The sequence below is a fragment of the Sinorhizobium sp. GQ132 genome (assembly GCF_059758575.1).
In genome coordinates this window covers 406,555-419,239 of the sequence record NZ_JCAXDX010000001.1, presented here as the reverse complement: position 1 = coordinate 419,239, position 12,685 = coordinate 406,555, and the positions used below count along the sequence as shown (strand labels likewise).

At 63.8% G+C, this 12,685-nt stretch carries 9 protein-coding genes; 7 read left to right on the top strand and 2 right to left on the bottom strand.

The window, feature by feature from the left end:
• Nucleotides 1-5: 5 nt before the first annotated feature.
• The 7 genes from AC6CIG_RS01915 (at nt 6) to AC6CIG_RS01885 (ending at nt 8,337) form a co-directional block, all read left to right on the top strand.
• A complete protein-coding gene (locus AC6CIG_RS01915) occupies nt 6-1,337 on the top strand; it encodes an O-antigen ligase family protein (protein WP_498322120.1) in 1,332 nt (443 codons plus the stop codon).
• Complete coding sequence (locus AC6CIG_RS01910) at nt 1,330-2,085, top strand: polysaccharide deacetylase family protein (RefSeq protein ID WP_437416441.1); 756 nt, start codon at nt 1,330-1,332, stop codon at nt 2,083-2,085. Before AC6CIG_RS01915 ends, AC6CIG_RS01910 begins: the two co-directional genes overlap by 8 nt.
• Nucleotides 2,086-2,095: 10 nt before the next feature.
• Entirely contained in the window at nt 2,096-3,325 is a 1,230-nt protein-coding gene (locus tag AC6CIG_RS01905; RefSeq protein ID WP_498322118.1) for a glycosyltransferase family 4 protein, read from the top strand.
• A 227-nt stretch (nt 3,326-3,552) separates the two neighbouring features.
• A complete protein-coding gene (locus tag AC6CIG_RS01900) occupies nt 3,553-4,722 on the top strand; it encodes a glycosyltransferase family 4 protein (protein WP_498322426.1) in 1,170 nt (389 codons plus the stop codon).
• Nucleotides 4,719-5,108 (top strand): hypothetical protein, encoded by a 390-nt coding sequence (locus AC6CIG_RS01895; protein ID WP_026169046.1) that lies wholly within the window; start codon nt 4,719-4,721, stop codon nt 5,106-5,108. Before AC6CIG_RS01900 ends, AC6CIG_RS01895 begins: the two co-directional genes overlap by 4 nt.
• A 29-nt stretch (nt 5,109-5,137) precedes the next feature.
• Entirely contained in the window at nt 5,138-6,181 is a 1,044-nt protein-coding gene (locus AC6CIG_RS01890; protein WP_127709520.1) for a glycosyltransferase family 2 protein, read from the top strand.
• Entirely contained in the window at nt 6,178-8,337 is a 2,160-nt protein-coding gene (locus AC6CIG_RS01885) for a glycoside hydrolase (RefSeq protein WP_498322117.1), read from the top strand. Before AC6CIG_RS01890 ends, AC6CIG_RS01885 begins: the two co-directional genes overlap by 4 nt.
• 2 nt (nt 8,338-8,339) lie before the next feature.
• Here the strand turns inward: AC6CIG_RS01885 and AC6CIG_RS01880 are convergent, their stop codons facing one another.
• Together AC6CIG_RS01880 and AC6CIG_RS01875 are read right to left on the bottom strand one after the other, a co-directional pair.
• Entirely contained in the window at nt 8,340-11,555 is a 3,216-nt protein-coding gene (locus tag AC6CIG_RS01880) for an efflux RND transporter permease subunit (protein ID WP_498322116.1), read from the bottom strand.
• Between the two features lie 3 nt (nt 11,556-11,558).
• Nucleotides 11,559-12,677, bottom strand: a complete 1,119-nt coding sequence (locus AC6CIG_RS01875; RefSeq protein WP_498322114.1) for an efflux RND transporter periplasmic adaptor subunit — start codon at nt 12,675-12,677, stop codon at nt 11,559-11,561.
• Between the last annotated feature and the right edge of the window lie 8 nt (nt 12,678-12,685).

Genomic DNA, 12,685 nt, shown 5'->3' with positions numbered 1-12,685 from the left:
GGGAGATGGATCGCGCGGGCTACGGAGAGGTCGAGCCGACGAATGCGGTAAAGACGCGTGTCGGTACCGTGCTGTTCATGGCGATCTTTCTGTTCTTCTGGATCTCCATCAATCCATTCGTGGATCTGACGGGCGAGGCGGTGCTGGACCCTTCCGCCGGCAATTCCAACCGGCTGAACCAGATCATCTCGCTCCTGCTTTTCACCGGAATGCTGGGCTACGGCCTGGTCCACCCTTTGCGGCAAACGATCCTGCAGCCGCGCGCGCTGCTGGCGATTCTCCTTTCTTGGTTCATCTTTGTTTCGCTGTTGTCGGCGCATCCGATGCTCGGCATCAAGGGTGCGATCCTCGCGTTGATGGTTACCGTCAATGCCAGCATCTACCTGTTGTTGCCCGCTTCGGAACGCCACTTCGCCAAGATGCTCGGCATCGGCATCCTCATCATGCTCGCGGTCGCCTACTACGGCATCGTCTTCAAGCCGTTGCTCGCGATCCATCAGGCGTCAGAACTGCGCGAGCCGATGAATGCCGGCCTGTGGCGCGGCCACTTTCCCCACAAGAACAGCGCCGCGGCTGCCATGGTGATCGCAGCCTTCATCGGCCTTTACGTCATGAACGTCTGGTCGAGGTTTGCCGGGATCGTCATCGTCGCGCTGTCCTTCGTCTTCCTCGTCAATACCGGGGGTAAGACGTCGACCGCAATGCTGCCGGCCATTCTGCTGCTCGCGCTCATATTCGAGAAGGTGCGCTTTCTCCGCCTCCCGATTGCCGTCGGCGGCGTCGGTGTTTTTAATCTCTTCGCGGTGGGCTCCGCCGTCTTCTCCCCGCTCGGCGAATTCATCAGCGGGCTCGGCATCGATGCGACCTTTACCAATCGCGCCGATATCTGGCGTTTCGCCTTCGGTGCGCTCGCCGAACAGCCTCTCACGGGCTATGGCTTCAAGGCCTTCTGGCAGACGGAAGAACTGGTCTATAGCGGCGGCTCGGTCGAGACCTGGGCCGTCGCTGCCGCCAACGGTCACAATTCCTATCTCGACATTGCCCTGATGACGGGCTTCCCGGGCCTCGCCCTGACCCTGATCTGGATCCTTTTCCTGCCGCTTCGAAAGATCGCCCGCATCGCTCCGGAGCGCGAGCATTCGCATCTGACGAGGCTGTTCGTCCGCATATGGCTCTACACGATCTTCAACGCCGGCCTCGAAAGTCTCTTCTTCGAGGGCGGGAGCCTTCTGTGGTTCACATTCATGGTCGCGCTCTATGGACTGTCGTTGCAGTCGAGCGCGGAACTGGCGGCTGCTCCTGCACGCGTTCGTCAGGGGAGGGTAGCGCATGCTTGAGAAGCTGAGCGGGCTCGGTCCGCTCGTCGACAGGCTGGCGAACCGGGCGATCTGGAAGCTGGCGGGAGCCCGGCGCCGGTTGGAGACGGAGGTTCCGCTCGTCTCCTTCACCTTCGACGATGTCCCCGACAGCGCACTTGGCGCGGGCGCAGCCATCCTCGAGAAGTATGGAGTCCGCGGCACCTTCTATATTGCGGGCGGGCTAGCCGGGCAGGTGGAGCCGGATCGAAGGCTGATCACGCCCGAAGGGTGCAGCGAGTTGCTCGCCCGCGGACACGAAATCGGCTGCCACACCTTCGCCCACCGGAGATTGCGTGACATTGCCGGCCTTGGCACCGATCTCGACCGTAATGCCGAGTACCTGAAGCAGGTCGGCGTTTCTCCGGCTGCATCGAATTTTGCTTTCCCCTACAACGCTGCCTGGCCGTTGGCACGGGCCGAGCTCCGCCGCCGCTACCGAACGTGCCGGGCAGGGGGCGAGGACATCAACCGCGGTGCCGTCGACCCGATGATGCTCAAGGGCGTCGAGATACGCCAGCCGGAGGATAGGGCGCGCGCGCTGACGCGCTGGATAGACGATGTCGCTGAGCGTCCCGGCTGGCTGATCTTCTTCACTCACGACATTGCCGCGCAGCCCACGAACTACGGCTGCACACCCGACACCTTCGACCATCTGGTCCGCTACGCCGCCGAAAAGGGATGCTGCATCCTGCCCGTCGACAGCGCCGCTGACCGGATCGGCTGGTAAGGAGGCTCTGGTGACCGGGAAGCGCCTTCTTGCGATCAACAACTATTTCTACCGCCGCGGCGGAGCGGAGGCGGTCTTCTTCGACCATATGAGCATGTTCGGCGAGATCGGCTGGGACATCGTTCCCTTCGCCATGCAGCATGATCTCAACGAATTCTCGCCCTGGTCGGATTATTTCGTCTCGGAGATAGAATACGGCCGCCGAACCGGTCTCCTGCGGAAGGCCGTCCAGGCGGCGAGCGTCATCTATTCGCTCGAGGCGCAGCGCAATCTCGGCCGGCTCATAGAACGCGCCCGCCCTTCGGTCGCCCACGCGCACAATGTCTATCATCACCTGTCGCCGGCGATCTTCTCGACCCTGAAAGCCGCCGGTATTCCGGTGGTGATGACGGTCCACGACCTGAAGCTCGCCTGCCCCTCCTACAAGATGCTGCGGGACGGCAGGGTATGCGAGGACTGTCGCGGCGGCAGGGTCTACAATGTCCTGCGTCATCGCTGCGTGAAGGGTTCCGCCCCTCTGAGCGCGGTGGTGCTCGCGGAAACGGTGCTGCACCGCTTGCTCGGGCTCTACCGCGGCAAGGTGGACAGGCTGGTCGTGCCAAGCCGCTTCTATCTGGAAAAGCTCGCCGAATGGGGTTGGCCGCGCGAGAAGATGGTTCATATCGCCAATTTCGTCGATGTCACGGCTCTTTCCGGTGATTGGCCGGAGGGCGATTATTTCGCCTTTGCCGGCCGGTTGGCGCCGGAAAAGGGCCTCACGACCCTGATCAAAGCGGCGGCTTTGTCCAACCAGCGGCTGGTCATCGCCGGCACCGGTCCGGAGGAGCAAACACTTCGCCGCCTCGCGGCCGAGCTCAAGGCGAACGTGACTTTCGCCGGCTATCTCTCGGGCGAGAAGCTGCACAGGCTGATCGGCGAGTCCCGCGCGCTCGTGCTGCCGTCGGAATGGTACGAAAACGCGCCGATCAGCGTGCTCGAAACCTACGCGCTCCGGCGCCCGGTGATCGGCGCGGCGATCGGCGGGATTCCGGAAATGGTCAGGGAAGGCGAGACCGGTCTGCTTGCGGCTCCGGGGGACGCCGGGGACCTCGCCAGAGCTCTGAGCGAAATGGCGGCACTTTCGCCGGCGGAACGCGCCCGCATGGGGGCGGCCGCCCGGTCCTGGGTCGCGAGCGAATTCTCCGCCGCCGCCTACCGCGAGAGGACGCTCGATCTATATGGGACGATCGGCGTCGCCTGAGGCTTCTCCTCCGTTCCTCATTCCTGTGACGAGCACATTCGCAACGCTCGCCCATCACCGTCTGTTTTTCGGTCAGACCTCTACGAATCTAATGACCGTCTTACCGGGATGGTAAGTCTTTTGCTCGTAAAAGATGCGAATTGGGTTATCGCTGGGGCGCAACAACCATGAGCAGAAGATCGGGGGTTTCCCGAGATCGACCTTCGGCAGGGCCGGATGCCTCGGCAATGCCGGGCGGGGCAACCGCGAGCATGCCTGCAAGCGCTTATCGTGCACTGCCGACAGAGCGCCGCCGCGTGATGATGCTCGGGCTTCGTGGCATTCCGAACGTTCAGGGCGGCGTCGAAAAGCACGTGGAGATGCTTGCAGGCAGGCTGGTCGCGCATGGTTGGGATGTCGAAGTCGTCGGACGACGGCGCTATCTTCCGGTTCCCGCGCCGCAATCGTGGAACCGAATTCGCGTCACTCCCCTCTGGTCTCCACGTATGATGGCGCTCGAGGCCATCGTCCATACCTTCCTCGGTGTATGCTATGCGGCGCTGCGGCGCCCGGATATCCTGCACATCCACGCCGTCGGCCCGGCGCTCCTGGTACCGCTCGCCCGGCTGATGCGCCTGAACGTCGTCGTGACCCACCACGGCTACGACTACGACCGACAGAAATGGGGGGCTTTCGCCAGGAGGATGTTGCGAGCGGGTGAACGCATGGGCATGCGGCTCGCGCAAGGCCGCATCGCAATCTCCAGGGATATCGCCGACACGATGGGCGAACGCTATCGCGTACCGGTGTCTTTGGTGCCGAATGGTGTCACCGTTTCGCGCCCCAGCGGCGAAACCGGCATTCTCGGCGAATTCCGTCTGTTGCGACGGCGCTATATCCTGCTTGCGGCGCGGCTTGTTCCGGAGAAGCGGCAGATCGATCTCATCCAGGCATATGCAAAACTTGAAAATAGCGGATTCGATCTCGTGCTTGCGGGCGGTGCGGAATTCGCGGGCGCCTACGAAGAGGAAGTACGGGTGCTGGCCAGCCGCGTGCCGGGCGTCGTCCTGACGGGGTTCCAGACTGGCGATCGCCTGGCGGAACTCTTCGCCAATGCGGCGCTCTTCGTGCTGCCGTCGAGCCATGAAGGCATGCCGATCGCGCTTCTGGAGGCGATGGCCCATGGTCTCCCGGTTCTGGCAAGCGACATCGTTGCCAACCGGCAGCTCGGTTTGCCCGCCGGCGATTATTTTCCGCTGGGGAACGTCGACGCGCTTTCGTCTGCCATCGCCGAAAAGATCGCCAATCCCCCCGACGAACAAGAGGTGCTCGCGCAGACCGAGCGCGTCGAAGCCGTCTATAGCTGGTCGAGCGTGGCACTGAAGACGCTCGACGTCTACCGAGCGGTGACGAAATGAATGTCAGGCGCATCGCATCAGTTCTTGCGTGGCTGCTTCTTGGCGTCATTGCCTATTCGACCCTCTCTCCGCTCGACCTGCGCCCGCACATGGGCAGCTCGGTGCAGGTTGAACGGTTCGGAGCATTCGGGCTGACGGGTCTCATGTTCGCGATCGCCTATCCCCGGCACGTGTTCGCCGTTCTGGCGGCTATGCTCGCGGCTGCAATCGGGCTGGAACTGACGCAGATGCTTGCCGCCGACCGCCATGCACGGTTGATCGACCTTTCGGTCAAAATGGCGGGGGCCGGCTGCGGCGTCGGCGCCGGCTGGCTGCTTGTCCGCCTTTGGTACCGGTTCCAGCCGAAAATCGCGGGCATGAACCAAAGCGCAAACCACCGCGGATAGACCTTCGCCGCGCGATTTTGGGGGCTCTCTTGACCATATCCATCATCATCAAGACGTTGAATGAAGAAAAGCGGATTGCCGCAACCGTCGAGAGCGCGCTCGCAGCGCTTCAGGACATGGGCGGCGAGGTCATCATCGCCGACAGCGGCTCCTGCGACCGCACGGTCGAGATCGCCTCGCAGTATCCCGTCATCATCGCCCAGATCGCCCCGCCCGCGCGACCGAGCTGCGGCATCGGCCCGCAGCTCGGCTTCCAGCATTCCCGCCATGATTACGTCTGTCTCATCGACGGCGACATGCTGCTCGATGCTGCCTTCCTCAAAGACGCCGTCCGCTTCCTGGCCGACAATCCGGCCATGGCGGGCGTTACCGGACATGTGGAGGAAATGCACATCTCGAACCTCGAATTCGCGCGTCGCGTCAGTCGCAATGCGCCGGAGAACCGGACGGGTCCGATCGATCGCATGAACGGCGGCGGGCTCTACAGGCGCAGTGCCGTCGAGGACGTCGGCTACCTCTCGGACCGCAACCTGCACGGCTACGAGGAATTCGATCTCGGCATTCGCCTCAGAAGTGCCGGGTGGGGGCTTTACCGGCTCGACCGCCGTTTCGTGCAGCACTTCGGCCACACGGTCAATTCCTACCGGCTGCTCGTTCGACGCTGGAAGACCAAATATCTTTACGGGATAGGCGAGCTTCTGCGCGCTTCTCTCGGCAAGCCCTATTTCTTTCAGCTGTTGCGGGAACTGCCGGAGCTGAAACTCTGGGCTCTCGTCTATCTCTGGTGGCTCGCCTGCCTCGGCCTGATCCTGCTGCTGCCCGATACGCTCACGGCCCTCGCCGCCGTCTGCGCGAGTTTCGCGGCCGCCGTTCTCGCCGTCAGCTTCCGAAAGGGCGGCTTCAGCATGGGCCTCTATACGGTCGTCGCCTGGTTCTTCCATGCGGCCGCCCTTCCTGTCGGCTTCCTGCGAAGCCGGCGGCTACCTGCCGAACCGATCGAAAGCACGATCCTCGCAAAGGCCCCTCTCGGGGAGTCCTCTCCCCGTGAACCGGTTCTCGGAAAGACGGCATGAGGAGGCCATCGCTCGCGGCGGCGCTGCTTTGCACGTGGCTGCCCCCGGCCGCAAGTGCCTCTGAATGGGTGCCGGTTCGCGAGGTCTCGCTCGAAGTCCGCGCCCGCAGTCCGCTCGATTTCTCGTCCTTGCTGCCGAACGCTTCGATCGACGCGAACAGCCGCCTCGTTGCAGGTCCGGATGGCCGGCTGGCCTTTGCCAGGGCGCCGGAACAACCGGTCAGAATGCTATGCGCGTCGCTCGCCTGGAGTCCGGCATCCGGCGGCTTTCCGGACCATGACGGCGCCGAGCGCTACGCCCGCCAGCTTGCGATGCACGGATACAACATCGCCCGGCTCCATTTCGTCGATGCCAGCCTTATGTTCGGCAGGCAGAAGGATTTCGATTTCGATCCGGAGACGCTGGATCGTGTCCACTACCTGCTGGCGGCGCTGAAGCGCAACGGCATCTACTGGATCATCGATGGACTTTCGTCTCCGCGCGGCGCCTACGGCGGCCACGACGACCGATGGGATGCAAACGGCGATCTCAAGCTCCGGCTGCATCTCGACGAAGAGGCCGTTGCGCACTGGAGCAAGCTGCAGGAGACGTTTCTCGCGAGCGTCAATCCCTATACGGGGACGGCGACCATCCGCGACGACGCGCTCGCGCTGGTGATCCTTGCCAATGAAAACGGCATGGAGTTCGACAGCGTCGTGCGTGAGCGGCCCGAAAAGCCCGCCTATGACGAGGCGCTGGCGGAACCATTCAACCGCTGGCTTTCGGCACGCTACGGCACCACGGAAGCGCTCGCGAGCGCCTGGGGAGATCTCGGTGCCGACGAGCGGGTCGAAACGGCATCGGTGAGGCTTCCCGCCAATCGCTACGCAGACGGTCCGCGGATGCGCGATCTTCAGGCCTTCTTCGTCGGGACCGAGCGCGCCTCCGCCGCACGCATGAGCCAGGTCCTGCGCGATTTGGGCTATCGCGGCCTGATCAGCACCTACAACAATTGGCCGACGGTGCAGACGGCGCTCAGCCGGCGCGATCTCGACGCCGTGACCATGAACACCTATCACGATTGGGTCGGGGGTTATTCTGCGGGAAGCGCCTTGACGCAGGCAAGTTCGCTTGCAGACGGCGCCAACTACATGCGCATGATCGCCGCGGCGCGGTGGCTTGGAAAACCTTTCATCGTCAGCGAATACGACCATCTCTTCTGGAACCGCTATCGCTACGAGGCGGGCCTGACAATGCCGGCCTACGCTGCACTCCAGGGCTGGGACGTGCTTTGCCGTCACGGCCACGGGCCGATCGCGCTCGCCTATGGCGAACCGTTTCCGCACAAGAAGGCGATGCTTCCCTATGCGATTGCGCTCGATCCCGTGGCGCGTGCCGGCGAGACGCTCAGCGCACTCGTCTTTCGTCGCGGCGACGTGACGACCTCCGCCATTACGATCCCCTTCCCAATTCGCGGCGAGGAGGATCTCGGCGAGGACATGCAGGCCCGCGAGCCGGAGCGACTGACCGATCTGGCGCTGGTCGGGCGCATCGGCCTGCTGCGGGCAGACCCGACCGGTGGAGAAAGCGGTGTCACGCAACCGCGCGACCGGGACGCCGGAACAATCCTTGCCGCACTCCGCGACGAACATATGCTCGCGACCGAAAATCGCACCGACACCACAAGCGGAGTCTACGAAAGCGATACAGGCCAGGTCCTGCTCGACCGCCGGGCAGGGCAGCTCCGTGTTTCGACGCCCGCTACGGAAGCTGCAGCCTTCTCCTCTCTGCGTGAACCGATCGATCTCGGTCTCATGCGCATCGGACAGGCGGACGGCAACGGTCTCGTGGCGCTTTCGGCTATCGACGCTGAAGGCACGCTTTCCGAAAGCCGGCGCCTTCTTTTGATCTTTGCAACCGATGCGCAGAACACCGGCATGGTCTTTCGCGACAGCGAAGAGAAGGTGATCGAGGATTTCGGCGCGCTGCCGGTGAGAATCCGGAAGGGCTATGTCGATCTCGAACTGGCACGAACCGCTGCCAGATGGAGCGTGTCACCGGTAGGCCTGGACGGCACCGTCTATCCGCCCGTCGACAGCGGCAGCGGGCGCGTCGCCTTCCGCCTCTCGAACGACACGCCCTATGGGCCCACTCCCTATTTTCTGGTGGAGATGTAGGCTCAGCCGGCAGCGCCCCGGTCGTGTCCGGCGGGCCGAGCCGGTTCGGCTCCCTTTTGGTGCCTGGCATCTTCTGCCGCATCGCCTGCCGTGTGTGACGACAGGCCGGCGAGCTTGTGGCCCCTCTCGCGCAGCCACTGGAATACGACATAGAGCGCCGGAATGATGAAAATTCCGAGGAGCGATGCGGCGAGCATGCCCCCGGCAACCCCCGTACCGACGGCACGGCGGCTGAGCATGCCGGCGCCCTCGGCCGTGACGAGCGGGATCAGCCCCATGATGAAGGCGAAGCTGGTCATCATCACCGCACGGAAACGGGTACGCGCGCCCTCCACAGCGGCATCGACGATCGGCACCCCCTTCTCCCGCTGGAACTTGGCGAATTCGACGATCAGGATCGCGTTCTTGGACGCGAGCGCGATCAGCACGACCAGGCCGATCTGGGCATAGATGTCGAAGGAGAGCCCTGCCAGCAGCACGGCGACGAGAGCGCCTGCTACGCCGACGGAGACCGAAAGCAGAACCGGTATGGGGATCGTCCAGCTTTCGTAAAGAGCCACGAGGAAGAGATAGGCGAAGAACAGGGCCAGCGCGAGGATCACCGTCGTCTGGCCCGCGGCTTCGAGTTCCTGCAGTGCCGTCCCCGTCCACTCGAAGCTGTAGCCCGGCGGCAGGGTGGCGGCGGAGACCTGTTCCATTGCGGCCAGCGCCTCCCCTGAGGAGACGCCCGGCGCCGGCTGGCCGTTGAGCGTGATGGAGCGGTAATTGTTGTACCGCACGATCGATTGCGGCCCGACGATGTAGTCCACGCGCGCGACCGAGGCCACCGGGACCATATCGCCCGCGGCATTGCGTACATGCAGCCGGGAGATGTCGTCGACCGCATCGCGATCCGCTTCGGCCGCCTGCATGGTGACTTTCCAGCTCCGGCCGAAAAGATTGAAGTCGTTGACGTAATAGGATCCGAGCGTGCCCTGCAGCGTCGCGAAAAGATCGCTCACAGAGACACCGAGCGCCTGCAGGCGATCGCGGTCGAGATCCAGATAGAGCTGCGGCGAGCTCGCGGAATAGGTGCTGAATGTAGGTCCGAGCTGCGGATTCTGGTTGGCGGCAACCATCAATCCGCCTGCCGTCGCGGCAAGCTCGGCCGGCGATCGGCCCTGGAGGTCAAGCAGCTGATACTCGAAGCCGGAGCCGGTGCCGAGACCGATAATGGGCGGCAGGTTGAAGGCGAAAACCTGGGCATTGCGGATTGCCGCACCCTTGGCCATCACCGTGCCGATCGCGGCATTGACAGATGCGCTTTCGCTCTGGCGTTCGGCGAAGGGCTTCATGGTCACGATCGCAAACGCGCTGCTGGATTTGGCGATTCCGTCGAGGAAACTGTAGCCGGTGACGGTCGTGACGTTCGCCACGCCCTCGATTTCACCGAGCATTGTTTCGACCTCGCGCACCACGGCGTCGGTCCTGTTGAAGGAGGCACCTTCCGGAAGGCGGATTTCGGTAAAGAAGGCGCCCTGATCCTCGCTGGGGAGGAACCCGGTCGGCACAACCCGGAACAGCCAGCCGCTGGCGCCGATCGCAACGGCAAGGAGGACCAAGCCGATGACGGCCCTGCGCGCAATGCCGCCTGCGACATGCGCATAGCCGTTGCGGGTACGGTCGATACCCCGCGAAATCCATCCGAGGACGCCGCGCTTCGGCCCATGATGGGGCTTCAGGAGGATCGCGCAGAGGGCCGGGCTGAGGGTCAGTGCGTTGATCGCGGAAATGACCATCGACACCGAGACGGCGACGGCGAACTGCTGGAAGAGCTGCCCGCTCAGGCCAGGAATGAATGCCACCGGTACGAATACCGAAAGCAGCACGAGCGTGATGGCGACGATCGCCCCGGTGATTTCCCCCATGGCGAGGCGCGCGGCCTGCGCCGCGCTCATGCCGGGGTTTTCCTCCATGACGCGCTCGACGTTTTCCACCACCACGATCGCATCGTCGACGACGATGCCGATGGCGAGCACCAGCGCCAGAAGCGAAACCGTGTTCAGCGAAAAGCCCATCGCCAGGATTACGGCGAAGGTGCCGACGAGCGCCACCGGGACGGCGATAAGCGGAATCAGTGTTGCGCGCCAATTGCCGAGAAAGAGGAAGACGACGACGATGACGAGTGCGAAGGCTTCGAACAGGGTGTGCTCGACATTCTCCACGCTCGCCTCGACGAAATCGGACGTGTCGTAGGAGACCGTATAGGTGAGCCCCTCCGGGAAGGCCTGGGCCAGGCGCTCCATCGCCTGCTGCACGCCCTCCGTGGCGGCGAGCGCATTGGCGCCCGGCGCCTGATAGGTGCCGATCATCGCCACGGGCTTGCCGTTGATGCGGGCGGTTGAGTCGGAGGTCACAGAACCCAGTTCGACGCGCGCGACGTCGCGGATGCGCACGAAGGACCCGTCCGCCTCTGCCCGAAGCACGACGTCCTCGAACTGGGCGGGGTCGGTGAGCCGGCCCTGCGTCTGTATGTTCAGCTGGAACAGCGGATCGTCGGTCATCGGCTGCGCGCCGATGCGGCCGATCGCCGCCTGGACGTTCTGGGTCTTGAGGGCGTTGACCACATCCGTCGGCGTCAGCCCCAGATTGGTCAGCCGATCGATGTCGAGGACGATCCGCATCGAATAGTCCTGGGCGCCGAAGAGCGTCGCGTCGCCGACCCCCGGCACGCGCTTGATCGTGTCGAGCACGTTGATCGTGGCGTAGTTCGAGAGGAACAGATTGTCGAACTCGTCATTCTCGCCGTGGATGGCGATCACCTGCATGAGCGAGGATGACTGCTTCTTGACGCTGACGCCGCTCTGCTTGACTTCGGCCGGCAGCACCGGCTCGGCAAGCGCGACGCGGTTCTGCACGTTGACGGTGGCGATATCCGGATCGGTGCCGACCGCAAAGGTCACCGTCAGCGAATAGGTCCCGTCGGCGCCGCTCGTCGATTTCATGTAGAGCATGTTGTCGACGCCGACGACCTTGCTTTCCAACGGCTGAGCGACGGTGGCCTCGACCACGTCGGCGCCTGCGCCGGGATAGCTCGCGGTCACGCTGACCTGCGGCGGGACGATATCGGGGAACTGTGCAATCGGCAGCCTCGTCAGGGCGATCAGCCCCGCGAGCGTGAGCACGATGGAAATGACCGCGGCAAAGCGCGGGCGATCGATGAATATCCCGGAGATCATGGCTCAGCCACCCGTCGTGGTTGCGGCGACGGCGTCCACCACGATGCCCGGCCGGACCTTGCCCACACCCTCGGTTATGACGTTTTCTCCCTCCTTCAGTCCCTTGGCGACGACGGCCTGGCCGCGGCTGGAGCGGCTGACGTCGACGCGGCGAAGCTCGACCTTGGAGTTGGCGTCGACCACCATGACGAAGGCGCCCTGCTGGTCGCGCTGGACCGCCTGTTGCGGTACGGCCAGCACGTCCTGCCGATCGGACTGCTCGAGAACGACCCTGACGAGCGTCCCGTCGAGAAGCGTGCCGCCGGGATTGGGAAACTCGGCGCGGACCGTAACGGTGTCGGTCCCTTGCGAGACCGTGCTCGCGACGAAGTCTATTGTGCCTTTCTCCGGGTAATCGGTACCGTTCGGAAGCGTGATGCTGACATTGGCGCCAGCCGACATCTCACCTTTTTCGACGCGCTCGCGGTAGGAGAAATAAAGGGATGTCGCGACGGGAAACTCGACATAGATCGGGTCGAGACGCGTCAGCGTCACGAGCGCTCCGCTGTCCGGCGTGACGAGGGCGCCGACATCGACGCTGGTCAGGCCGACGACGCCGTCGAACGGCGCGAGGATCTTCGTGTAGGAAAGATTGAGCTCGGCATTCTGCTTACTGCCCTTGAGGCGCAGTATATCGGCCTCGGCCTTTTTCAGTTGCGCATTCGCAGTGTCGAGCGTCGCCTGCGCGACCGTATTGGTGGAGATCAACCGCTGGGCACGGTCACGTTCGAGAACGGCGAGGTCCCGTTGAGCCTCCGCTGCCGCGATCGAACCGTCGATCTCCTGCAGCGCGGCGCGATAGGCACCGTCTTCCACCTGGTAAAGGACCGTTCCCGCCGAGACCTTCTGCCCATCCTCGAAATTGACCTTCTCGAGAAATCCGGACACGCGGGCGCGGATGTCCACCTTCTGAACAGCGACGACCTTGCCGGTCAGGTCGACGCTTTCGCGCAGGTCCATGACCGCGGCCGGCGCGACGGTAACCGAGGGAGGCGGCAGTTGCGCATTCGCATTTTGCGCCATGACGCTGCCGGCGAGCAGTCCGTAAGTCAGACCGGCAGCCAGGATTCTCGAAATACGCATGCAATGCT

Excerpts from the sequence above, each read along its gene's own strand:
- AC6CIG_RS01915 (WP_498322120.1), top strand. The coding sequence starts at position 6 with ATGGATCGCGCGGGCTACGGAGAGGTCGAGCCGACGAATGCGGTAAAG.
- AC6CIG_RS01910 (WP_437416441.1), top strand. The coding sequence starts at position 1,330 with ATGCTTGAGAAGCTGAGCGGGCTCGGTCCGCTCGTCGACAGGCTGGCG.
- AC6CIG_RS01900 (WP_498322426.1), top strand. The coding sequence starts at position 3,553 with ATGCCGGGCGGGGCAACCGCGAGCATGCCTGCAAGCGCTTATCGTGCA.
- AC6CIG_RS01895 (WP_026169046.1), top strand. The coding sequence starts at position 4,719 with ATGAATGTCAGGCGCATCGCATCAGTTCTTGCGTGGCTGCTTCTTGGC.
- AC6CIG_RS01885 (WP_498322117.1), top strand. The coding sequence starts at position 6,178 with ATGAGGAGGCCATCGCTCGCGGCGGCGCTGCTTTGCACGTGGCTGCCC.
- AC6CIG_RS01880 (WP_498322116.1), bottom strand. The coding sequence starts at position 11,555 with ATGATCTCCGGGATATTCATCGATCGCCCGCGCTTTGCCGCGGTCATT.
- AC6CIG_RS01875 (WP_498322114.1), bottom strand. The coding sequence starts at position 12,677 with ATGCGTATTTCGAGAATCCTGGCTGCCGGTCTGACTTACGGACTGCTC.